Annotated in this window: 21 protein-coding genes and 2 pseudogenes; 18 read left to right on the plus strand and 5 right to left on the minus strand. The window is 36.8% G+C overall.

Going from position 1 to position 21,763, the window contains the following annotated elements:
- The 9 genes and pseudogenes from QNJ66_RS11100 to QNJ66_RS11135 form a co-directional block, all read left to right on the plus strand.
- Positions 1 to 366: pseudogene (locus QNJ66_RS11100) on the plus strand (hypothetical protein); the annotation flags it as partial.
- 74 nt (positions 367 to 440) lie between these two features.
- The gene (locus QNJ66_RS11105) at positions 441 to 662 is read left to right on the plus strand and encodes a DNA-binding domain-containing protein (RefSeq protein ID WP_300506488.1); all 222 of its coding nucleotides are present in this window, start codon (positions 441 to 443) and stop codon (positions 660 to 662) included.
- A gap of 2 nt (positions 663 to 664) precedes the next feature.
- Positions 665 to 994, plus strand: a complete 330-nt coding sequence (locus tag QNJ66_RS11110) for a hypothetical protein (protein WP_300506490.1) — start codon at positions 665 to 667, stop codon at positions 992 to 994.
- Positions 987 to 3,248, plus strand: coding sequence for an SUMF1/EgtB/PvdO family nonheme iron enzyme (locus QNJ66_RS11115; protein ID WP_300506495.1), 2,262 nt, complete (start codon positions 987 to 989; stop codon positions 3,246 to 3,248). The genes QNJ66_RS11110 and QNJ66_RS11115 overlap by 8 nt, the downstream gene beginning before the upstream one ends.
- 227 nt (positions 3,249 to 3,475) lie before the next feature.
- On the plus strand, positions 3,476 to 3,868 hold the full coding sequence (gene avd / locus QNJ66_RS11120) for a diversity-generating retroelement protein Avd (RefSeq protein ID WP_300506498.1): 393 nt from the start codon (positions 3,476 to 3,478) through the stop codon (positions 3,866 to 3,868).
- A 59-nt stretch (positions 3,869 to 3,927) separates the two neighbouring features.
- Complete coding sequence (locus QNJ66_RS11125) at positions 3,928 to 5,010, plus strand: RNA-directed DNA polymerase (RefSeq protein ID WP_300506501.1); 1,083 nt, start codon at positions 3,928 to 3,930, stop codon at positions 5,008 to 5,010.
- A gap of 51 nt (positions 5,011 to 5,061) precedes the next feature.
- Positions 5,062 to 5,343 carry an SUMF1/EgtB/PvdO family nonheme iron enzyme gene (locus QNJ66_RS26175; RefSeq protein ID WP_366146280.1) on the plus strand — a complete coding sequence of 94 codons (282 nt, stop codon included), beginning with the start codon at positions 5,062 to 5,064 and terminating at the stop codon, positions 5,341 to 5,343.
- A 220-nt stretch (positions 5,344 to 5,563) separates the two neighbouring features.
- Positions 5,564 to 6,517 carry a formylglycine-generating enzyme family protein gene (locus QNJ66_RS11130; protein ID WP_300506504.1) on the plus strand — a complete coding sequence of 318 codons (954 nt, stop codon included), beginning with the start codon at positions 5,564 to 5,566 and terminating at the stop codon, positions 6,515 to 6,517.
- Positions 6,518 to 7,056: 539 nt separating this feature from the next.
- Positions 7,057 to 7,209 (plus strand): hypothetical protein, encoded by a 153-nt coding sequence (locus QNJ66_RS11135; RefSeq protein WP_300506507.1) that lies wholly within the window; start codon positions 7,057 to 7,059, stop codon positions 7,207 to 7,209.
- A 62-nt stretch (positions 7,210 to 7,271) separates the two neighbouring features.
- Here QNJ66_RS11135 and QNJ66_RS11140 read toward each other — a convergent pair whose 3' ends face one another.
- A complete protein-coding gene (locus tag QNJ66_RS11140; RefSeq protein WP_300506510.1) occupies positions 7,272 to 7,451 on the minus strand; it encodes a hypothetical protein in 180 nt (59 codons plus the stop codon).
- Between the two features lie 219 nt (positions 7,452 to 7,670).
- On the opposite strand from QNJ66_RS11140, the gene QNJ66_RS11145 reads away from it, so the two are divergent.
- Both QNJ66_RS11145 and QNJ66_RS11150 read left to right on the plus strand, forming a co-directional pair.
- Positions 7,671 to 8,885, plus strand: coding sequence for an RNA-guided endonuclease TnpB family protein (locus QNJ66_RS11145; protein ID WP_300506569.1), 1,215 nt, complete (start codon positions 7,671 to 7,673; stop codon positions 8,883 to 8,885).
- A gap of 33 nt (positions 8,886 to 8,918) precedes the next feature.
- Positions 8,919 to 9,647, plus strand: coding sequence for an acyltransferase family protein (locus QNJ66_RS11150; RefSeq protein WP_300506513.1), 729 nt, complete (start codon positions 8,919 to 8,921; stop codon positions 9,645 to 9,647).
- Between the two features lie 55 nt (positions 9,648 to 9,702).
- Here the strand turns inward: QNJ66_RS11150 and QNJ66_RS11155 are convergent, their stop codons facing one another.
- The gene (locus QNJ66_RS11155; protein ID WP_300506515.1) at positions 9,703 to 10,986 is read right to left on the minus strand and encodes a glycoside hydrolase family 10 protein; all 1,284 of its coding nucleotides are present in this window, start codon (positions 10,984 to 10,986) and stop codon (positions 9,703 to 9,705) included.
- A 407-nt stretch (positions 10,987 to 11,393) separates the two neighbouring features.
- On the opposite strand from QNJ66_RS11155, the gene lpxD reads away from it, so the two are divergent.
- From lpxD to QNJ66_RS11170, 3 genes are all read left to right on the plus strand, one after another.
- The gene (gene lpxD, locus QNJ66_RS11160) at positions 11,394 to 12,437 is read left to right on the plus strand and encodes a UDP-3-O-(3-hydroxymyristoyl)glucosamine N-acyltransferase (protein WP_300506517.1); all 1,044 of its coding nucleotides are present in this window, start codon (positions 11,394 to 11,396) and stop codon (positions 12,435 to 12,437) included.
- A 195-nt stretch (positions 12,438 to 12,632) separates the two neighbouring features.
- A complete protein-coding gene (locus tag QNJ66_RS11165) occupies positions 12,633 to 13,607 on the plus strand; it encodes a sulfotransferase (protein WP_300506520.1) in 975 nt (324 codons plus the stop codon).
- A gap of 14 nt (positions 13,608 to 13,621) precedes the next feature.
- On the plus strand, positions 13,622 to 14,950 hold the full coding sequence (locus tag QNJ66_RS11170) for a condensation domain-containing protein (protein WP_300506523.1): 1,329 nt from the start codon (positions 13,622 to 13,624) through the stop codon (positions 14,948 to 14,950).
- 23 nt (positions 14,951 to 14,973) lie between these two features.
- On the opposite strand, the gene QNJ66_RS11175 is transcribed toward QNJ66_RS11170, so the two are convergent.
- The gene (locus tag QNJ66_RS11175) at positions 14,974 to 16,362 is read right to left on the minus strand and encodes a cytochrome P450 (RefSeq protein ID WP_300506526.1); all 1,389 of its coding nucleotides are present in this window, start codon (positions 16,360 to 16,362) and stop codon (positions 14,974 to 14,976) included.
- 47 nt (positions 16,363 to 16,409) lie between these two features.
- On the opposite strand from QNJ66_RS11175, the pseudogene QNJ66_RS11180 reads away from it, so the two are divergent.
- Positions 16,410 to 16,662 (plus strand): annotated as a pseudogene (locus QNJ66_RS11180) (nucleotidyltransferase domain-containing protein).
- Positions 16,663 to 16,734: 72 nt separating this feature from the next.
- On the opposite strand, the gene QNJ66_RS11185 reads toward QNJ66_RS11180, so the two are convergent.
- On the minus strand, positions 16,735 to 16,995 hold the full coding sequence (locus QNJ66_RS11185; protein WP_300506529.1) for a TIGR02450 family Trp-rich protein: 261 nt from the start codon (positions 16,993 to 16,995) through the stop codon (positions 16,735 to 16,737).
- Between the two features lie 62 nt (positions 16,996 to 17,057).
- Here QNJ66_RS11185 and QNJ66_RS11190 point away from each other — a divergent pair, with 62 nt between their 5' ends.
- From QNJ66_RS11190 to QNJ66_RS11200, 3 genes are all read left to right on the plus strand, one after another.
- Positions 17,058 to 18,215 (plus strand): Na/Pi symporter, encoded by a 1,158-nt coding sequence (locus QNJ66_RS11190; RefSeq protein WP_300506532.1) that lies wholly within the window; start codon positions 17,058 to 17,060, stop codon positions 18,213 to 18,215.
- Between the two features lie 109 nt (positions 18,216 to 18,324).
- Positions 18,325 to 19,806 carry an LCP family protein gene (locus QNJ66_RS11195; RefSeq protein WP_300506535.1) on the plus strand — a complete coding sequence of 494 codons (1,482 nt, stop codon included), beginning with the start codon at positions 18,325 to 18,327 and terminating at the stop codon, positions 19,804 to 19,806.
- Between the two features lie 6 nt (positions 19,807 to 19,812).
- Positions 19,813 to 20,331, plus strand: a complete 519-nt coding sequence (locus tag QNJ66_RS11200; protein WP_300506538.1) for a pentapeptide repeat-containing protein — start codon at positions 19,813 to 19,815, stop codon at positions 20,329 to 20,331.
- A gap of 199 nt (positions 20,332 to 20,530) precedes the next feature.
- On the opposite strand, the gene QNJ66_RS11205 is transcribed toward QNJ66_RS11200, so the two are convergent.
- Complete coding sequence (locus tag QNJ66_RS11205; protein WP_300506541.1) at positions 20,531 to 21,763, minus strand: aminotransferase class I/II-fold pyridoxal phosphate-dependent enzyme; 1,233 nt, start codon at positions 21,761 to 21,763, stop codon at positions 20,531 to 20,533.

Genomic DNA, 21,763 nt, shown 5'->3' on the forward strand with positions numbered 1-21,763 from the left:
CGTGAACGGAAACCAGTTCCTAATCCTTGGCATAAAGGTGACGTGGCTATGATTATGGTTAAAGATAATCCTGATTTACGGGGTAAAGGGGGTTGTTGGTGCGTTATCACCGAAGTTCATGACTTTAGTTGTACTGTCCGCTTATGGGACGGCAATTACCAGGTAAAACCTGAGAATCTCAAGGAATTGTCTTACTCTAATGAACAGCAGGAGGAAGTGCGGAAATTGTGCGATCGCCTATCAAAATTGTATGACCCTAAGATAGAGGATACTGCTAAGGCTATATTAGCTAGTTTGGGGAGAATAGACCGGCCTTGGTTGACGGAGTTTGAGGAGAAGGTGTTAAGAATGCTTGAAGAAAGTTAATGTTATGGACAAAGGTTACTTACTTAGTCACACGGTTGCTAGTATATTAAAGAAAGACAATTGTGTAAAAGATTATGGGTAAGCCACAAATCGCCGTTAGGATGCCCCAACCCCTTTTTGATGAACTCAACACCTATGTTGAGAAAACAGGCACGTCTAAAACTGATGTGGTCATTACTGCGATCGCCGAATACTTAGGATGCGCTGATAATGTGCCATTAAGTCAGAGGATGACTCAATTGGAACAAAAATTTGCTTCTCTCGAAGCCCAACTTAAAGCAGTCACTAAAACATAATTATGTCAGAAGAAAAAGGTATTTGGATTATTCGAGAAACTGATGATAGTAAAACTTCTTCGGCTGGAGGAGGTTACTATGATGATTCTGAAGAAAATAGTCGAGGTAACTTTGTTAGTGCTAGTCGCTTAAAACAAAATGTACATGATTTTTTAGAAGTTATACAAGATGCTTTTTCTCAGGCAGAAAATACAACTATTGGAATAGAATTGTCAGAATTAGAATGTTCCATTGAAATTAATGGAAAGGGTCAAATTGGGATTTTAGGAACCGGTGGTGAAGCTGGAGCTAAAGGAGCCATTAAGCTAAAGTTTATTCGGAAAAATGTCTAAAAATTGGGCAATTTGTGTCGGGATAAATCGTTATTATTTTCATCGTATTTTAAGCTGTGCGGTGAATGATGCCACAGAAATGAGCAAATTTTTTAAAGAGGCAAAATTTGATAATGTTTATCTATTTACTGATAATTCAGATCCTATTCCTGATATGAGGAATGACTTTCCTTCTCAACCAATGTATGGCAATTTTTATTCTTGGTTGGGCTATAAATTCAAAAAAGATAAACCCTTATTAACATTGTCTGACAATCTTTGGTTTTTCTTTAGTGGTCATGGTTTGGAATATCGAGGACAACATTATCTATTATTTTCTGATAGTAGTGGTGATCCAGAATATTTTGAACGTACGGCAATTCCTCTTAATGAAATTACTAATTATCTCCGTCGTTCGGGAGCAGGAAATATTATCATACTGCTTGATGCTTGCCGAGATTCTTCCTCGAAAAGTTCTAGTTTTGAATTATCTAAAGAACAGGGAATTATAAAAATATCTTCTTGTCAACCCAATAAGTTATCCTATGAAATTAAATCTTTAAATCATGGAGCATTTACTTTTGCTTTATTAGAATCTTTACGGTTACAAGGAGAGGGTAATTGTGCGACAGTAGAAAGGTTATGTAAGCGGTTAAGAACTAGGGTTAAACAGTTGGCTTTAGAACATCTAAAAAAAACACAAACTCCCTATGAAGCGTTGGAACCAGCAAGTAAATATCATTTACTTTTATTACCTGATTATATTCATCCTAATGACTCAGACTTAGCTCTATTAAAAGCTGATGCGTTAGACGCTGAATTTGTTAAACAAGATTTTACATTAGCTGAAACAATATGGACTCGTTTAATTAAATTTAAAACCAATGAAGCTTTACAGTCTTTATATAGAATTCGAGATAAAGTCAAAGAGCAATCATCAACACCTAATATCACCGAAGAAAGTCCATCTAATCCAGAAATAATCAGTGAAGAAATAGTTTCTAAATCTAAGGCTAAAGTAGATGAAATAAGCCTCAAAATTTGCACATTTGAAGTTGTAACCATTGAACAAAATGAAGACCCTGGACTAGAAGGAGGGGGTTTAAAAGACACTCAACAAGATAATAAAGAACAAAGTAAAGAAAGTAAAAAAAATGATTCCGTTTCTTTTCAAAAAAACAATAGTCAACAAAAATCTCATCTTTTTCAATTTTCTGTGGCTACGATTGAAAAAGAAATTAAAGAAAATCAAAATCTACTATCGAGGTTTTTACCAGGAGAAGAACAATGGGTTATTAATAAGCAACAAAAAGAAGCTCAAGGTTTTATAGAAGAACTAACCCCAGAAATCAAATTAGAACTAATGAAAATCCCTGGTGGTACATTCTGGATGGGAACCGATGATGAAGAAATTGAGCGACTGGTTAAAAAGTTTGATAGAAATTGGTTTACATGGGAAAAACCCCAACATCAAGTAATCCTTCAACCTTTTTCTATGGGACGTTATCCCATCACACAAGGACAATGGAAAGCTATAGCCGAACGAACGGAACTTAAAGTTAATATTGATTTAGATACTGACCCATCCCGTTTTAAAGACGATCCTCCTCAACCCTCTTTAGAACCAGACGAAACCCCCAAAACCCGATGGGATAGACCCGTTGAACGAGTAAGCTGGTATCAAGCTCAAGAATTTTGCGATCGCCTCTCTAAACTAACTGGCAAACCCTATCGTTTACCTACAGAAGCTGAATGGGAATACGCCTGTAGAGCAGCTATCACTGATCAATCATCAGTTACCAGTCAGGAGTTAACCCTAGCAGAATGGAATCAGAAGTATCAACAACCCTTTCACTTTGGGGATACCATCACAGGAGACTTAGCTAACTATCGTGCCACCTATACCTATGCTGATGAACCCAAAGGTGAATATCGTGAGCAAACAACCCCTGTGGGCTATTTTAAGGTAGCCAACGCCTTTGGTTTATACGATATGCACGGAAACGTCTGGGAATGGTGTCAAGACGATTTTAAGGATAACTATGACGGTGCGCCTAGTGACGGTAGTGCTTGGCTTCAACCTCAAAATTATAATCCTGATAATCAGTCATATTCAGATAAAAATAAGGAAAATAAGCCAAAAAAAGTGATTCGCGGCGGTTCTTGGAACTACAATCCTTTCGATTGCCGTTGCGCCTACCGCCTCTACAGCTACGCGCGCGGCAGCGGCAGTAATGTCGGGTTTCGTGTTGTGAGTGGCCCCCCCTGGACTTAGTTGCACTTTGCTCTGTTTTCCTTTTGCCCTTTGCCCTCCGGCCCAAAAAATGGGCTACTTTACAAAAGTTAATATATTAGAGATAAAAGGCAATAATTTGTGAGATTTGTTGAGGCAATTAACCCCCAAATTTCTGTCATAATGATCAATCCATGCTCTCTAAGCATTTCTGCACTGAAGCAAAAAGTAAAGCAAAAAGTAAAAAGCATAAAGGACTATTAGTATCAATGAATGAATTGCCAGTTATTCAGAAAAGTTATGATTTTGTGAAATGGTTTGTTCCCATTTTAAATAAACTTCCCCGTGACCATAAATTTTCCTTGGGGGATAGAATGATTACTGAACTTTATGAACTATTAGAAGGACTATTAAAAGCCAGATACAGTAAAAATAAATTAACTCAGTTAGTCGACTTAAACAGCCAATTAGATATTTTAAGGTATCAAACACGCTTACTGTATGATTTTGAATTAATTTCAGTTAAACGCTATGAGTATATCAATCAGCAATTACAAGGGATTGGTATAGAATTAGGGGGATGGATTAAACAGCAAAAACAACAAAATGGTAAGTTAAGAGCTAATAATAATCATTATGAAGATATAGCCAATTTTAACTAAGTAGTAGCACATCAATAAACAGCTTACTTAAGCTATAATTGAAGTTTAGAGATTAAAAAATGAAGCGAATCGGTAATTTATTTGATAAAATAACTGCATTTGAAAATTTATTAGAAGCATCAAAAAAAGCACAATCAGGTAAGCGATATCGAGACAGTGTTTTAGAATTTAATCATAATTTAGAAGGGAACTTACTAAACATCCAAAAAGAACTTAGAAATCATACCTATCAACCAGGGAAATATCGCACATTTAGGATTTATGATCCCAAACCCCGTTTGATTTCTGCTGCTCCTTATCGAGATAGAGTCGTTCATCATGCTCTTTGTAATATTATTATTCCTCCTATTGAAAAAAGATTTATTAAAGATTCCTATGCTAATCGAGAAGGTTATGGAACTCATCGCGCTTTAAAACGATTTATTGACTTTGCACGGAACAGCAAATATATCTTACAATGTGATATTAAAAAATATTTTCCTAGTATTGATCACGAAATTCTTAAATTGCAAATTCGTCGTTATCTAAAATGTAAAGATACATTGTGGTTGATTGATAAGATTATTGATAATAGTAATGAACAAGAGCTATTTATAGAGGTCTTTCCAGGAGATACCTTATCAACTGTCTTAGAAAGAAGAAAAGGACTTCCTATCGGTAACTTAACCAGTCAATTCTTTTGTAATCTTTACCTGAATAAATTTGATCATTTTGTCAAAGAACAACTGAAAGCTAAAAAATATTTAAGATACGTAGATGACTTTGCCTTGTTATCCGATGATTGGGATTATTTAGCATCAGCGAGACAAGAAATTGAGGACTATTTAACCAAATTAAGATTAAAACTTCATCTTATTAAAACTCAATTATTTGAAACAAAACAAGGGGCAAACTTTTTAGGATTTAGGGTCTTACCTGATCAAGTTAGAGTTAGAAACGATAATTTAAGGCGATCTCGTATACGATTAAGACAGTTACAGTACGATTACCGTTATGGGCAAATCTCCTTAGAAAAGTTAGTACAAAGTTTGCAAAGTTGGGAAGCGCATCTGATGCACGGAAATACTTATCGATTGCGACGAGATATTTTTGAGACATGGAAGTTTCAGCGACAAGAGTGGCATTTCCCAAAGAAAATCTAAAATTTGGTTCAGAAGTGGCCGTAACATCCGAAGATGAATAACGGGACAGGCATGAGAAAACGCGGCGGTTCTTGGAACAACAATCCTAACAATTGCCGTTGCGCCAACCGCAACAACAACAACGCGCGCGACAACAACAATAATGTCGGGTTTCGTGTTGTGAGTGGCCCCCCCAGCACTCTTCTGTGCCAGAACTGGCAGGTGGGAATCTGTCGGGCGTGCCGAAGAAGAGTCCAGACTTGTTCCGGTGATGTGAAAACATCCAAAAATAACCCAGAGTCAGTTAGCCTAGTAGGTATTGCCGAAACGTTAGCTGGCTCTACTCTTTTATAGTAGGAGGCCGGAGGCAGGGGGTAAAAACCTTGCTACTATTAGGTTTCAGTTTTTCAAAATGTCCTAACTGCGTTGGCGGTTGCTATATTAGTGAGAAAAATGACTCAGGCGATCGCTTATTTCAAGCAGATTGACTGCCCTAATCTATGTGTCGACTCCTATAAATAAATGTTGTCTGGTTAACGCAAAACTTAATGCAAGAAATGTCTATATCTAAAAAATGGCCACTAAATTAGTTATTAAAAAGGAACAACGACAGGCAAGATACTATACAGAGGATTTAGGTGATGGCATCACTCTGGATATGATGGAAATTCCAGGGGATGAATTTATGATGGGAACCGACGACGCAGAAATAGCCAGACTATGTAAAGAATACGAGGTAAATTATTTTCAATGGGAAAGTCCTCAACACAAAGTAACCGTTCCCAGGTTTTTTATGGGCAAATATCCCATTACTCAGGCGCAATGGAAAGCGATCGCCTCTCGAACTGATTTAAAAGTCAACATCGACTTAAAAGAAGATCCCTCTCATTTCAAAGACCCTTATCAACAAGACCAAGAAACCATAGAAAGATGGCTTAGACCTGTTGAACAAGTTTCTTGGTATGAAGCTGTTGAATTCTGTGAACGTCTGTCTAAACTAACAAAAAGGGATTATAGGCTACCTAGTGAGGCTCAATGGGAATATGCTTGTCGTGCAGGGACAACCACTGCTTTCCATTTTGGTGAAACCATAACCACAGATTTAGCTAACTACCGAGGAACAGACTTTGAATATGAGAAGAAAATTTATCCGGGCAATTATGGAAAAGGACCAAAAGGAATTTATCGAGAACAAACCACCCCTGTAGGCCACTTTAAGGTAGCTAACGCCTTTGGTTTATACGATATGCACGGAAACGTTTGGGAATGGTGTCAAGACGATTGGCATGGTGATTATAAGGATGCACCTACTGATGGTAGTGCTTGGCTTGATCCTCAAAATTCTAATCTTGATAATCAGTCAAATTTAGATGAAAGTAACGATAATGAAGCAACAAAGCTCATTCGCGGCGGTTCTTGGTACGACCTTCCTGACGATTGCCGTTGCGCCAACCGCTACATCAACCTCGCGCGCGACTACTACGATGATGTCGGGTTTCGTGTTGTGAGTGGCCCCCCCAGGACTTAGTTGCACTTTGCTCTGTTTTCCTCTTGCCCTTTGCACTCCGCGCCACAAATTGGGTACTTTACAAAAGTTAATAATAAAGCCGTCTTTTGTGTATTAAATCTTTATGATTTTCCCATAGTAAAATTAGCACGGAAAACATTTTGATAATGGTCACAAAAAACCCCGTCAGAAGAGGAGGTGAATAACAAGAGATAACGGTCAAAACTTTTAATAATTGATAATGTATTTATATTTTTTTTAAAGCTTATTGATATGAACTAACCGAATTTTGGGCAAACTAAGAACAGATAACAACAAGTCACCAAATATAAAGACTTGCCCTTTAAAAATACCTTTAATAACCAAAATTCACTCTTATCTCTTATATCTGCTGCAAATCATTGATTTTCTTCTTCTAACTCAGTTCTGAGTCGGGTTTTTGGTTTAAGGATGAAGCTGTCATCACCCATGAGGATGACTGTGTATTTATCCTTATAGGTGACGGCAAGAGTATTTTTACTCTTTATCTTGGTATATAACCAACTCAAGGAGTTATCAAAATGAAACTTTCTACCCTCATCATCAACGCTGTTCTCGCTTTCACCTTCCTCAATGGTAGTGTCCTCCTCTTAGACAAAATTGAAACTTCTTCTCTTTCTAATCCCTTCACCTCCAACATCGCAGAAATGCCAGAAAATGATAGCGATGTTTAAAGCTCTTCAAGTCCTCTATCTTCGATAATATCCTTTAAATTCGCTTCTAAATCATTAAAAGCTTAATCTAAAGTTTTATAACTTGTTTTTCCTTCCCAGACCGTACCTCCTATATCTAAAACTCGGATAAAGGACTCACTCATTTCATCTTCTCCTATCTCAATCCAACCATGAGTTAACCAGAGTGTAATATTAGGATAAGTTCCTTCAAAATAACTATTAATTTTCATTTGTTGAGCCACGATCACTGCATAATTATATTTGTAAGATGAATATTCGTATTTAGGGGGCTTTTGAGATGGAGATCGCTGGAAAGATCACTTTAACCGAATGTCGGGCAGAATTCCCTAACGTTCTATAACTTAGGGATGAATGCCCGACCAATGAATAAATCGCAAAGCGTCCACTTCCTATTGTCTTGTGCTATAATTATATCACTAACTATACTTTCTGTGAAACCATTGTACAGAGCCGTAAAAGTCCGAATTTATCCCAGATCAGAACAATCCCAAAAACTTAGTCAAGTCATGGGGTGTGCTAGATGGTGGTGGAATTATGCTTTGAATCTGTGCAATGAGACTTACAAGGAAACAGGTAAAGGGTTGAGTCGGGTAGCTCTCAATAAAGTATTGCCAAAGCTCAAAAAAGAAGAGGAAACCGCATGGTTAAAAGAGTGTTACTCCCAGGTCTTGCAGTCAATTACTCTCAACTTGACAAAAGCCTTCAAAAACTTCTTTGAAGGTAGAGCTAAGTACCCAAGATTCAAGTCATATCATGGTAAGCAATCTTGTCAATACCCTCAGTATTGCTCAGTGGTTGATAAAGGAGTCAAAATTCCGCAAGTGGGGGTGATTAAAGCCTCTATCCATAGGTTATTTGACGGACAATTAAAGACTGTTACCATTACTAAAACACCAACAGGAAAATATTATGCTTCATTGTTGTTTGACACTGAACAAGAGACTCCTGAAGTAGTGACAAGTGGAAAAGTTACAGGAATTGATTTAGGGCTTAAAGACTTCTGTCTTACCCATAATGGTGAAAAAACATCGAAGTATGCTAACCCTAAACATCTAAAAAAACATGAGAAAAACTTAGCTAGAAAACAAGCCAAATTAGCCCGTAAGAAAAAAGGAAGTAAATCTAGAGAAAAAGCTAAAAAGCTTGTAGCTAGAGTTCACGAACGTATTAGCAATGCCCGTCAAGACTTTCTACACAAGTTATCAAGAAAAATTGTTGATGATAATCAGATAGTAGTCGTTGAGAATTTGAATATCAAGGGTATGGTTCGTAATCATAACTTAGCTAAAGCTATCTCTGATGTCGGATGGGGAATGTTTGTCAATTTCCTCGCTTATAAACTAGAGCAAAAAGGTGGTTTATTGGTTGAGATTGATAGATGGTTTCCTAGTAGTAAAACTTGCTCTAATTGCCTATATCAGATGTCAGAAATGCCATTAGATATTAGGGAATGGACTTGTCCGAGTTGCGGTACACACCATGATAGGGATGAAAATGCGTCCAAAAATATTAGAGCAGAAGGCATCAGACAAATATCGGTCTTGGGAACCAGGACTGCTGCTGAAGGAGGGGAAATAAGACCGAAAGGTGGGCGTAAGTCTGTCTTGAGGCATTCCCCCGTGAGTTCAGAAGCCCCAACTTCAACGAAGCCTTAGCGGAGTAAGTTGGGGTAGTTCACCAATGGTCTCTTGTTTCTGTGGAGTCATCTTTGGTTTTTAGCTTATCTCTTGATTTTCAATCTCGTAACTTTTCCAATTTTACTCAGAATCAGCAGTCAAATAATCCAGAAAATCACCACATTCATTAACTCCCATCTGGTCTACTTACCTATGGTTATTTTTAGTGGCATCATGGCAACATTTGGTAGTCAGTGGCCATTATTTGTCAATGGTCAAACACTGACCAATGATTGGGGCTATTTCACCTACAATTTATTCGCCTTCATTATTGGCTATCTGCTGTTTCTTGATCAACGTTTAGGTAAAACCATTAATTCTAAATTACGATGGTGGATGTCTTTATTTCTAGGCAGTTCAGTAATTCGGTTGGTTCTTCTCGGCCAGTATCAACTAGAAGGCTTTTATGGTGGTTCTCAATTAGGACGACATCTAGTTTGCTCCATAGTGACTGGAGTTCATACCTGGAGTGCAATCGCCTTTTTTCTGGCGTTAGCTCATCGCTATCTAGAAAATACCAATACAGATTTTTTGATTTACATGAAAAAGGCTTCATTACCCTTCTATATACTCCACTATCCTATCACTATAATTTTGGGTACATATATCAAACCACTAGGACTTGGGGTTTTGCCTGAATTCTTGTTGTTGTCGGTCTTAACTATCATTATAACGACTCTTGCCTATGAATTTCTCGTTAAACCTTGGCCTGTTGCTCAATCATTACTAGGACTCAAATAGTAAATTGACTGCTGACTGGTAGGGGTTTAGCAATACTAAACCCCTACGGATAAAACTAACCTTTGATCTGGGGACGACTAACAGTAGTTGGAAAGATTTGTTTAAACATAAATTGACGTTCTTTGGGTGATTTTGGTCCAAAGTTCCAGAGACTTTCGTAGAAGAAGAAAGAAACACCAGCAAACTTTTGATTACGGGTTGCTTTTACTTGGTCGTTGATACGCTGCATAGGAACGGGACGACCTTTTAAACCGGATAAAACCCCAACAGCGAAGGGGATACGTGCTTTCGCTTGTCGAACTTCGGGTTGATTAATTTCCCGTTGAAAATCTACCATATTTTGTCGATAAACTTGTAAGATTAACTCTTCAACGAGTCCTTTTCTTTCCCAACCAGACCAGTCTAAAAGAAAACAATTTTTTGAGAAGGTTTGAGGGTTAGGAGAAACAGAAACCATAATATTAGGTTTTACTGCTTTAACTGCGGCAAAAACTTCTCCCATATATTCGGTAATTTTTTTTGCTCTCCAGTTAGTCCATTCTGTCCAAGCTGCATTTTTAGCTAAACAATTATTACGTCCCATTTTTAGATAACTAGGTGTAGCCGGTGGACGTTTTCCATTATGTTCTTGTTGATAAAGTTGCACCGTAGCATCATCATAACCAAAGTCAAAGGGAATACCAAAATGATCATCAACTTGAATACCATCAATGTCGTAGTTAGTAACAATTTCGATCAATAAATCTGTTAAAAATTCTTGAACTTTAGGGTTAAAAGGACTTAACCAAACTCTTTCATGGGTATTGCCTTCTAACCACATTGTGCTGTTATCTTGTCGTTTAGTTAACCAGTCTGGATGACGTTTTGCTAACTCTGAGTCTTTGGGTGCCATAAATCCAAATTCAAACCAAGGAATAACAGACATTCCTTTTTCATGACCTTGTTCAACGGTTTCTTTAAGAATATCTCGACCCTGTAGGCCAGGTGTGGGGTCTAAATTTTTTCCGACAACGGATTGAGCAACTTGAGAAGGATATAAAGTATAACCCCAATTCCAAACTGTAGGATACAAGGTATTAAAGTTAAGTTGAGAAAGAGTATTAATGCTTTCGGTTAGGGTTTTTGCGTCAAATAAAACTTCACTATCAACATTAGTCAACCACACTCCTCTAATTTCTGCTGGTTGCTCACGAGACTGGGCAGAAAAAGGAAGAGTAAAGGGAATTAAGCTTAAATAGATACCAAAGCAAACTAAAAAAATAATCCAACTTTGACGACCCCAACGACTACTAAATTTAACCAGTGCATTAGCACTTTTATCAAATAGGTTTTGTTTCATAATTTTCAGTTCAATTATAGAGCGGTAACAAAAAGGAAACAGAGGGTAGAATCTTCATTCTATAGCACTACGCATTGCATTATGGTTAGGACAGGACTTGATGAAGATTCCTCCTATTTCCGAATGACAGTTAAATATATGAACAATTTACTCACTAATTTTTCTACTGATATAGGGATTATTACTATTGCGCAACAGTAGTTAGAGAGATTTCTAGTACCTTCTATGATAATTTTTATGTCAAGAGAGGGGCTACTTCTGAGCATCGAATCGAAGTAAACCTCAATGTGTCTTATGTTATGATGTCGCATTGTATCAGTTTTATTAGCAAATCATTTCTATTGCGCAACAGTACAACCCGAAACTACGTCTACAGGGAAATAGCGTTATAAATAATTACTATAAACATGAAATTTCAAGAAATCGTTGAAAAACTAGGTTCTTTAGTCACTGAACATAGTTTAAGCACTGATAAAGATAATAACCCCGATATTATAGGCGTTGCTGCTGTTAGTGAAGCCCAAGGAAAACAGTTAAGTTATATTGAAGGTCCCAAGTTTGCTGCGATGGTTTCCAAAACGGCTGCCAGTGCCTTGATTTTGCCCCGTGACGAAGGTTTACAGCAAGAAGCCACTCAAAAAGGTATTGCTTGGTTAGCTACCCCAGAACCCCGTTTAACCTTCGCTCACACAATTAAATTATTTTATAAACCTTTTCAGCCAAGCCCTAATATTCACGAAACCGCAGTCATTGATTCCAGTGTTACCCTGGGCAAAGATGTTTATGTTGGGCCCCATGTCATCATTCAACAGGGGGTAAAAATTGGCGATAATGCTTGTATTCAGGGTAATGTTGTCATTTATCCCGAAGTGAGTATCGGCGATCGCACCTTACTCCATGCTAATTGTACCATCCACGAACGGGCGCAAATTGGCAACGATTGCGTTATTCACAGTGGTGCCGTTATTGGTGCGGAAGGGTTTGGCTTCGTTCCTACCCGTGAAGGGTGGTTTAAGATGGAACAATCCGGTTATGTTGTCCTGGAGGATGGGGTAGAAATTGGCTGTAATAGTGCCATCGATCGCCCGGCTGTAGGAACCACTCGTATTGGCCGTAACAGTAAGATGGATAATTTAGTGCATATTGCCCATAACTGTCAAATTGGAGAAAATTGTGTCATGGCCTCTCAAGTTGGCTTAGCTGGTGGTGTTACCTTAGGTAAACGGGTGATTTTGGCTGGACAAGTTGGTATTGCAAACCAAGCAAAAATTGGGGATGGTGCGATCGCAACAGCACAAACCGGTATTCCCAGTGATGTGGCCGCCGAGGAAATAGTATCAAGTAGTCCGGCTGTTTCCAATAAGTTATATTTAAAAGCATCTGCAATCTATAAAAAGCTACCGGAGATGTATCAAACCTTGAAAAGGTTACAGAAAAAATTAGAAGAATAAGTTATCTCCTGCCTCCTTCAATGGGAATATTAGATAAGGTATTAACAGAAGACTCTTACAAGAGAATGCTTTGCGGTTACAAGCAGCTATCAAAAAAGCCGGTGGTGTTAGTCGAGCCATTGATATTGTAGAACAAGCTGTGTCTACTAGGAAACCTGTTATTGCTCAAAAATAGTAATAAAATAAATAGAAAATATGCAATCTACAAATGCTCAGACTATTGCCGATCAACCTTATCTAAACTTACTATCAAAAGTAGATTTTAGCCCTATTTTTATTATGGGAGATCATCGCTCAGGGACTACTTTGTTATACAAAACTTTGGCGGCAACAGAGTGTTTTAACTATGTCAAAGCTTACCATATTATCAAATATGACGAACTTCTGTCTAATCATCTTAATCATACTGAAACTCAGAGGATTGAAGAATTAGCAGAACAGTTTAAATCTCTTGGTATTAGCGATCGCACTATAGATAATGTTATTGTCACACCAGAATTACCTGAAGAATATGGATTTATTCTTAAGAATATTGTTGATGATGAGTCATATATCACTCCTAAGAATTTACTCGTTTTTCAACAGTTATGTAAAAAAATACAATTAACATCCGATTCCGCAAAACCTTTATTACTGAAAAATCCTTGGGACTTTCCACAATTTATGTATGTAAAGGAGATTATACCTAATGCAAAATTTGTTTTTATTCATCGTCATCCCCTTCATGTTATTAATTCTAAATTAAAAGCCGTACGCATTTTGCTTTCTTCTTGGAACCCCTATACTGCTTTAATTGCTCAGTGGTACAGAACAATATTTAAAAATCCCTTTCAACGCTATTTATACCAACTATTATATTCTCAATATTTCAACTTAGGAGTACGTCGAGTTACAGAAGAGTCTCTAAAATCAACTACATATTTTTTGCAAAATGTTGACTCATTATCTAGTCAAGATTACCTCTCCATCACATATGAAGATTTATGTCAAGAACCACAAAAAACTATCGAAAAAATTTTAGACTTTTTAGGATTAGAAGCACAAGAAACTTTGGATTATCAAAAATTAATCAAACCTCGTCCGATTAATTTATTACCAGAAGTCGAAAAAAACGCTCAAAAAATTCGTCAGCAATTACAGGCTTATTTTACTTATTATAACTATAATTAAACAGGAATAATTTTATGTCATCAGTAGAAAGAAAACTCGGTTCAGTTGAAAATATTTTTCATATCATTCATGAACTTGGCGGCATGATAGATGTTAATATTGCTCGCATTGAAGGAGATATACAGCCTCATATTTTACAAAAAGCACTCTTATTACTACAAAACCGTTATCCTTTGCTTCGAGTTCGTATAATTGACCTGGAGGATGGAGCTTATTTTAGTTCTGAAAATATACAAAAAATCCCCTTAAAGGTTATGACAAAAACTTATGAAAATCAATGGTTAGAAATTGCTGAATCAGAACTACACCAAAAATTTTCTCAAGGTTTCAATCCCTTATGTCGTATCACTTTACTTAAATCTTCTTTTCGGGATGGTATTAGTGAAATTATTGCTACTTTTCATTATTCTATTGCCGATGGTTTATCTTGTATGAACTTTATTGATAATCTCCTAATTTATTATCAGAAAATTGTTAGCCAAGAAGAAATATCTAATCCTAGTAGTTTAGCTTTTCCTCCTCCAATAGAACAAAATATAGATAAAAATTCAGTAAATTATAGTCAAACAGAAGATACAAAAAATGAAGATTCATCAGATAGTCTAAGTCCTAAATTAATTCTCGAAAATGACGCTAAAATTAATGAAAGACGTACCCATATTATTAACAGAATCATTGACTCAAAAACTCTTTTAAATTTGAAAGAGCAATCTAGAAACCAAAAAACAACAATACACGGTGCTTTATGCGCAGCAATGTTGTTGGGAACCAAAACAATTTCAAATTTTGAAGAACCGGTAAATTTATCTTGTAGTTCCAATATAAATTTACGCAAATATAGTCAACCAGAAATTGATATGAATAGTTTTGGTTGTTTTGTTTCTAGCGTAGAAAATATTTATACTTTAACAAAGAATATAAACTTTTGGGATTTAGCTAGAAACTGTAAAGAACAAATTGAGCTTAATAAAAACCAGACTATTAATAATCTAATTAATGGTCAGAGATTCGCTAATTTTAGTAAATTAACACTGGAAAAAATGTTAGAGCAAAATTCCACAGGAAGAGTTAAAACAATGAACATTTCTAATCGTGGAAAATTTAACTTAGCCAAAAACTATGGTCAACTAAAAATAAAAGAAATTTATTTTACTGTGGGACAACATATTTTAGGACCTTGTCTTTGGTTGGGTGCAGTAACTTTTCATGACAAACTATGTTTGAGTTTTGCCCATGTCACCCCTTTAATCAGTTCTCAAACTATGAATAATTTTGCTGATAGTGTAGTAAGTATTCTAGAAAAAGTTACTATTGGAGAATCTTTAAGTAAGGGAAATGGATAGTATCTCACTATCCATTATTGAGTTTATCGAGAAGTCATCTCCAAAACACGCTGATGTTGCGCTCGCTCTCCCTTAACAACCATTTCAACCCCTCCCTTGGGTCCCAATAAAGCACCCTTGCGTTTGGGTAAAACCGGTTGAGAATCAGCCATTTGTAATTGCCAACGAGATAATACAGTGGTTAAGACCAGTTTCATCTCGAACAGAGCAAAGGCCATGCCAATACAGCGACGGTTACCACCTCCAAAGGGTAAATATTCAAAAGGAGTAAATTGACGTTCTAAAAACCTTTCTGGTTTAAATTTGTGGGGTTCAGGATATAAATCTTCTCGATGATGGGTCGAATAAATGGAAGCTCTAACAAGGGTTCCTGGTTCTAAATCATAGCCCATGACTGGTAAGGGTGACTTGACCAGTCTGTTTAAGGTCGCCAAAACGACTGGATACATTCGCAAGGTTTCAGAACAAACAGCGTTCAAATAGGGAGCGCGAAAAATGGTGTTAGGGTCGGGGTTTTCCCCCAAACTATCTAATTCTTCCCTGAGTTTTTCTTGTACTTCTGGTAGATGATGAATCCAATATAAGGCCCAAGCTAAGGAAGTGGCCGTTGTTTCGTGGCCCGCAACTAACAAAGTCATCAACTCATCCCGTAATTCTTCATCTGTCATGGGTTCCCCTGCTTCATCCCTAGCAGCCATCATCAATGATAAAATATCGGTGCGAGACTCATCAGGGTTATCTCTACGTTCTTGAATTTCAGCGTATATTAGTTCGTCAACTTCTTGTCGTAACCTGAGAAAACGTCCCCAAGGACTCCATTCCCCTAAATCTTTTCTGAGGATGGGAAACAACAGCATCATCGCCGAAACTAAAGGATTTATGGGATTCATAATTTTGAGCAGTTTTTCATTCAGTTGCTCATAAAGTTGTCCTTCTTCTAAACCAAATACTGCTTTCAAAATTACCTTAAAGGAAATAGCTTGCATCGACGGTAACACAGAAAATGGCTCATCTATTTTCCATTCACCAATCACTTGTTCAGTAATCTTTTGAATTAGTTGACCATACTCTTGCATTCGTTCCCCGTGAAAAGGAGGGGTTAACAGTTTTCTTTGTCTTTGATGAGGCTTACCTTCTAAGGCTAACATTGATTGCCGTCCCAATAAAGGTAATCGAATACCTGCTGGTTCCCCAGAGTCTAACTGCTTGGGAGTGCTGTTAAAAATAGTTTTAATTCCATTAGGGTTACTAATAAATACTTGGGGTTTAAAGACTGGACCAATTTTTAGAGTAAAAATATCACCATAGCGTTTACTACAATCTTCAAGATATTTAAGGGGGTTGGTCAACCATTGATATGTTTGTATCCAGGGATGAGTTTTTGGCCCATTTGGTAGTTGATATTGAGTCATTTGAGTTAAACTGAAATTTATATCTTATTATACAAAATTCTCTCAAAATGAAATTACAGCAAATACTTCAAGAAAAACGAGAAACTATTTTCAAAATTGCTGCTCAACATGGTGCATTTAATATTCATATTTTTGCTTCTTTTGCTAGAGGGGAAGAAACCTCAGATAGTGATATTTGATATTGATTTTTTAGTAGAAATGGAATCAGGAAGAAATTTATTAGATAGAATTGGTTTGATTCAAAACTTAGAAGATTATCTGGATTATAAAGTTTATGTAGCAACATTTCAGAGTTTATGAGACTATTTTCGAGAGAAAATTATTAAGGAGGCCATTCCTTTTTTAGCAATTAATAATTATTCGGTGAACAATTTAAAGAATATCTAATTCTTCTTCTGGTTGGTTCATTTCTTCTAAAGTTTGCCATCCAGGTTGCCACAAAGAACGATCTTTAAATTGTTTTGCATTGATCCAAAAACGGACATTTGCATCACAAGAAGCTACCATTTCAGCAAATACAAACTTACCTTGATTTTTGCGGTTAACTACTTGAAAATGTCGCCATCCCCATGTCTTTTGTTTTGCTGTCCATTTTGAACCTAATAGGTGAGGAAATTTTTGCTTTTTGGCCATTTTTTTAGTCCCGCAACAATCAAAGATATTTTTTAATTAAATAATATTACTCTAATTTTATCATGATTCAACCCATTAATGAACAAATAACAGGAGAAAACAAGAAATTTCTCAAGTGGTTAGGGGTTATTATTTTAGTCTATTTCCTCATTGTTGCTGTTACTTTAATTAGTTCAGGTTTTAAGCTAAGTGTGGGAGAAAAAGCTGAAGAATTATTTACTTTTGCCACTAATCCTTTTGCTGGTTTAATTGTCGGAATTATGGCAACTGCTTTAATTCAATCATCGAGTACAGTTACTTCAATTATAGTCAGTTTAGTTGCTGGTGGACTGCCTGTCAATATTGCTGTCCCGATGGTAATGGGTTCAAATCTTGGCACAACTATTACTAATACTATTGTTAGTTTAGGTCATATTGGTAACAAGGAAGAGTTTAGAAAAGCTTTTGCTGCTGCTACTATTCATGACTTTTTTAATCTGTTAGCTGTACTTATTTTTCTACCTTTAGAAATAAGGACACATTTTCTAGAAAAAACTGCTTTATTTTTGGCTCAATTTTTGAAAGGGAAAGATAGTCCCGATTTCAACGGATTTAATTTGATTGAATTTATTACTGTTCCTGTACTTAAATTTATGAAACAAGTAACAGTAAATTTACCACAACCTTTTGATGGTATTTCTTTAATTTTGATCGGAATCATTATAATTTTTGTTTCTATTTTCTACATTGGGAAAATACTCAAAAGCTTACTAATCAATCAAGCTAAAGGAATTTTAAAAACTGCTATGGGCAAAAATGCAGTTGTGAGCATTTTCTTAGGAACAATAGTAACTATTTTAGTGCAATCTTCTTCTACTACTACCAGTTTAATGGTTCCCCTAGCAGGAATCGGTTTATTAAGTTTAGAAGAAATTTATCCCTTTATTTTAGGGGCAAATATTGGCACTTGTATCACTGCATTATTAGCAGCAACTGCTGTTAGAGAAAATGCCATCGCATCTTTAGAAATTGCCCTAGTTCATTTTCTATATAATTTCTCAGGTGTTATAGTTATTTATGGTATTCCTCTGTTAAGAAATATCCCCATTTTCGGAGCTAAAACTTTAGCTTATATTGCCAGTGAAAAAACTTATTTAGCTTTGGTTTATTTGATAACTATTTTCTTCTTATTACCAATCATTATCTTAAATATTAGTTTTAGGTTCAATTTAAACCTCTAAATTAATGGCCAGCTATTATACTAAGAAAAGAATGAAGAATGTTGAATTAGGGAACAACCTAACCTAAAGAGACTTCTAAACAACAATAAGGTGGTGTGTTGAGGTAAATATGGCCAATAGTGTCAATAGAGTGTCTAAAGCTTCTGGTTTTAGACAGAATTCGGGATATTCTAAGTATAAATCTCCTAAATCCCGCAATAAAAAAGTAACAAGAAATCATTCCCAGAAAAAAGTACAAAAGAAGGTATTTAATCCTCTTTTGAGAGGATTATTATGGGGGATTATCTTTGGTGGTACTGCTGTTTGTTCAGCCACATTTGGAGCAACTGTAGCCTTATTTAGTCCCCTTTCAGAACAGATTTTACCCCTAACCCAAAAGATAACCAACCCTTGGACGGACACCACCGAAACCCCTGAGACGGAGGAAAGTGAACCCGTCGTTGATAATACATTGCTACAATATAACTTGTCTCGTCCCATCAATCTTCTGGTCTTAGGAGTAGATCGTGTGTTAGATACTCCCCCAGGAAGTTTAGAAGGCTTTGGAGGACGCAGTGATACAATTTTAATCTTACGCTTCGATCCTGCGGATAAGTCCGTTAAAATGCTTTCAATACCCAGAGATAGTCGTGTCCATATTCCAGGGGTGGGTTACACTAAAATTAATGATGCCAACGTTCATGGTGGTCCTAGTTTAGCTGCTAGAACCCTGAGCAAAACCCTCAATGATGTGGCCATCGATCGCTATGTTCGAGTTACTACTGATGCGTTCACCGAATTAGTAGATTTAGTGGGAGGGATAGAAGTATTTGTCCCCTATCAGATGGAATATGAAGACAAAACCCAAAACCTAAAAATTGACTTACCAGCAGGGAGACAAATTTTAAACGGGGAACAGGCCGAACATTTTGCACGTTTCCGCAAAGATGCTTATGGAGACATTGGCCGAGTACAACGACAACAAATATTACTCAAGTCCCTACGTCAACGTCTAACTAGCCCCACTATTATACCCCGTATTCCCCAGGCCATGGGATTAGTAGAAAAACATCTCGATACTAACCTTACTTGGGAAGAAATGCTGGCCTTGGTTAATTTTGGTCGACAAATCGAGCGAGATAAAGTACAAATGGTGATGTTACCCGGTCGCTTTAGCCAAGAAGATGAATTTGACAACCGTAGTTATTGGGTTATGTCAAGAAGAGGACGGGATAAAGTTATGGAACAATATTTCGGGGTGAGTCCTCAATGGGAGTCTGGTCCTCGTCGTTCCCCTAACCGTGTTAGAATTGCTCTACAAAATGCTACTGATGATCCTGGCCTACTTAACCAAGTTCGGGAATATTTAGCAGAACAAGACATCCGTAATGTTTATACAATCAAAGACTCACCCCAATTATTACGAGAAACAGAAATTGTCGTCCAAAAAGGGGACTTTGAAGCGGCAAATTACTTGCAAACAACTTTAGGAATGGGTAGAGTAGAAGCATCTTCTACAGGAGACTTAGACTCTCAATTGACCTTGCGTATTGGTTTAGATGCTAAGGACATGATCTTGGGAGATAGTTTCCTGAAGACTTCTCAACCGTAATCTGTAATGATAAAGTCAATTAAAGCCTTATTTTTTCCTTTTTTAACCCTAACTGCTCTAGTTTTAGTAGCCACAATTTGGATTTTACTAGATGCTCGTCCCGTTATTGCTCAGGATAACACAGTCAACTACACCTATGGTGATTTACAACAGCGAGACTTCTCCCATAAGGACTTAGAAAAGGGTGTATTCGCTGCTGCAGATATGCGAGAAGCCAATTTTGAGGGGTCAGATATCTCCTATGGCATTTTTACCGAAGGAATACTCTTAAAGGCGAATTTAAAAGGAGCTAATTTAACTTCATCTCTACTCGATCGCGTAACCTTAGATTTTGCTGATCTCACTGACGCTATTTTAGTGGATGCGATCGCTACTCGGACCCGTTTTTATGATGCGATCATCACAGGGGCCGATTTTACAGATGCAGTGATCGATCGCTATCAAGTTTCTTTAATGTGCGAACGGGCCGAAGGGGTTAACCCGGTGACTGGGGTTGCAACTAGAGATAGTTTAGGGTGTCGTTAACGAAGTCTCCAACTCACCCACCCCTAACCCCTCCCAGGAGGGGAACGGATAAGGAAATTTTACCCAATCGTAGGGTGGGTTAGGTGCTGATTTGATTTTGATAAAAACATGGTAAGTTTTTCTTTGCACCGTAACCCACCATTTACCGAATAATTAATAATTATTAATTGCTGAATAGTTAATCTTAGAAAAAAGAAGATCAAGAGCCGGTTTTTGATTCAATTTTCAATGCTTCTTCTCTAGCTGCCTTAAATTTTGGTAGTGCTTGGGTGAGCATTTCATCATTAGCTGTTAAAGAAAGACGAAAATATTCTGGAATTTCTTGGGGAGTTCCAGGGAAGACAAATACTTGGTAATTAGTGGCTAATAATTCTGCAAAAGCACCATCATCTTTCCAAGGAGATTTAACTAATAAAAAGAAGGTTCCTTGAGGGATATTAACTTCATAACCCATATTCTGTAATTCTGTTACCATACGATCCCTTTTTGCTTTTAATTTATCAAGGTTCAGGTCTAAGTTTTCTAAGTCTTCTAATGAGTATTGCATCAAAGCACTGGGAAAACACCAACCAAAATATAGACTTTGTAATTGCTCAATGAATCTTCTTATTTCGGGACGGTTTGGCATAGTTTCAGGAAGAGCAATATAACCGATTCTTTGTCCTGGGGCCATCCAAGTTTTACTATAACCATAAACTAAAAAAGAATAAGGATAAAATTGGGTTGGACTCGGACATTCTTGGTTATCAAAGATAATACGGCTAAAGGTTTCATCGGAAATTAAATATATTGGTTTACCATAACGGTTAGAAGCTTCAGTTAATATATTTGCTAATTTTTCAAAGGTACTTGCAGAGAAAATTTTTCCAGTGGGATTATGGGGTGAATTAATTAAAATGGCGCGGGTTTTTTCTGTAATAGAATCAGCTATTTTTTCTAAATCTAAATCAAAGGTTTTAGCTTTTACTGGAATACCTATAGGATTAGCCCCTACTAACTGTATCATCTTACGATATCCCACCCAAGGAGGAAGATTGATAATAACTTGATCATCCTCTTCAACTAACATTTTTAAACAGATTGCTAAACCGACAACTGTACCATTGGTCATAAAAATATCATCAGGTACAATAGATATACCTCGATGTTTCTTTAATGCTTTCGAGGCAATTTCTTTCGTTTGAGGTAAACTTCCTTTATAGCCGTACCATCCTATTTTCTGGGGAATAGCATTGTTTTGTAGGGCTTCTACAAAGCCGGGTAAAGGCATTTCATGGGAGTCTCCTAGTGTAAAATCAAGACTACCAGGTTCGTTTTTCAGACTCATATAAGTTGCTTTTTTATAAAATTCACCTATAGGAGTTTGAGATTCAAAAATCTTGAGTAATTTAGGGGCAATAAGATGGGGAAGAAAAGCGTTTTTTTGATTCAT

The sequence above is a fragment of the Crocosphaera sp. genome (assembly GCF_030064895.1).
Classification (GTDB): Bacteria; Cyanobacteriota; Cyanobacteriia; order Cyanobacteriales; family Microcystaceae; genus Crocosphaera.

Bases quoted from the DNA above. Each gene is read 5' to 3' on its own strand.
- QNJ66_RS11200 (WP_300506538.1), top strand. From the start codon at position 19,813: ATGATAAAGTCAATTAAAGCCTTATTTTTTCCTTTTTTAACCCTAACT.
- QNJ66_RS11130 (WP_300506504.1), top strand. From the start codon at position 5,564: ATGGCCACTAAATTAGTTATTAAAAAGGAACAACGACAGGCAAGATAC.
- QNJ66_RS11195 (WP_300506535.1), top strand. From the start codon at position 18,325: ATGGCCAATAGTGTCAATAGAGTGTCTAAAGCTTCTGGTTTTAGACAG.
- QNJ66_RS11165 (WP_300506520.1), top strand. From the start codon at position 12,633: ATGCAATCTACAAATGCTCAGACTATTGCCGATCAACCTTATCTAAAC.
- avd (WP_300506498.1), top strand. From the start codon at position 3,476: ATGAATGAATTGCCAGTTATTCAGAAAAGTTATGATTTTGTGAAATGG.
- QNJ66_RS11110 (WP_300506490.1), top strand. From the start codon at position 665: ATGTCAGAAGAAAAAGGTATTTGGATTATTCGAGAAACTGATGATAGT.
- QNJ66_RS11105 (WP_300506488.1), top strand. From the start codon at position 441: ATGGGTAAGCCACAAATCGCCGTTAGGATGCCCCAACCCCTTTTTGAT.
- QNJ66_RS11205 (WP_300506541.1), bottom strand. From the start codon at position 21,763: ATGAATCAAAAAAACGCTTTTCTTCCCCATCTTATTGCCCCTAAATTA.
- QNJ66_RS11135 (WP_300506507.1), top strand. From the start codon at position 7,057: ATGAAACTTTCTACCCTCATCATCAACGCTGTTCTCGCTTTCACCTTC.
- QNJ66_RS11155 (WP_300506515.1), bottom strand. From the start codon at position 10,986: ATGAAACAAAACCTATTTGATAAAAGTGCTAATGCACTGGTTAAATTT.
- QNJ66_RS26175 (WP_366146280.1), top strand. From the start codon at position 5,062: ATGAGAAAACGCGGCGGTTCTTGGAACAACAATCCTAACAATTGCCGT.
- QNJ66_RS11185 (WP_300506529.1), bottom strand. From the start codon at position 16,995: ATGGCCAAAAAGCAAAAATTTCCTCACCTATTAGGTTCAAAATGGACA.
- QNJ66_RS11125 (WP_300506501.1), top strand. From the start codon at position 3,928: ATGAAGCGAATCGGTAATTTATTTGATAAAATAACTGCATTTGAAAAT.
- lpxD (WP_300506517.1), top strand. From the start codon at position 11,394: ATGAAATTTCAAGAAATCGTTGAAAAACTAGGTTCTTTAGTCACTGAA.
- QNJ66_RS11115 (WP_300506495.1), top strand. From the start codon at position 987: ATGTCTAAAAATTGGGCAATTTGTGTCGGGATAAATCGTTATTATTTT.
- QNJ66_RS11175 (WP_300506526.1), bottom strand. From the start codon at position 16,362: ATGACTCAATATCAACTACCAAATGGGCCAAAAACTCATCCCTGGATA.
- QNJ66_RS11190 (WP_300506532.1), top strand. From the start codon at position 17,058: ATGATTCAACCCATTAATGAACAAATAACAGGAGAAAACAAGAAATTT.
- QNJ66_RS11170 (WP_300506523.1), top strand. From the start codon at position 13,622: ATGTCATCAGTAGAAAGAAAACTCGGTTCAGTTGAAAATATTTTTCAT.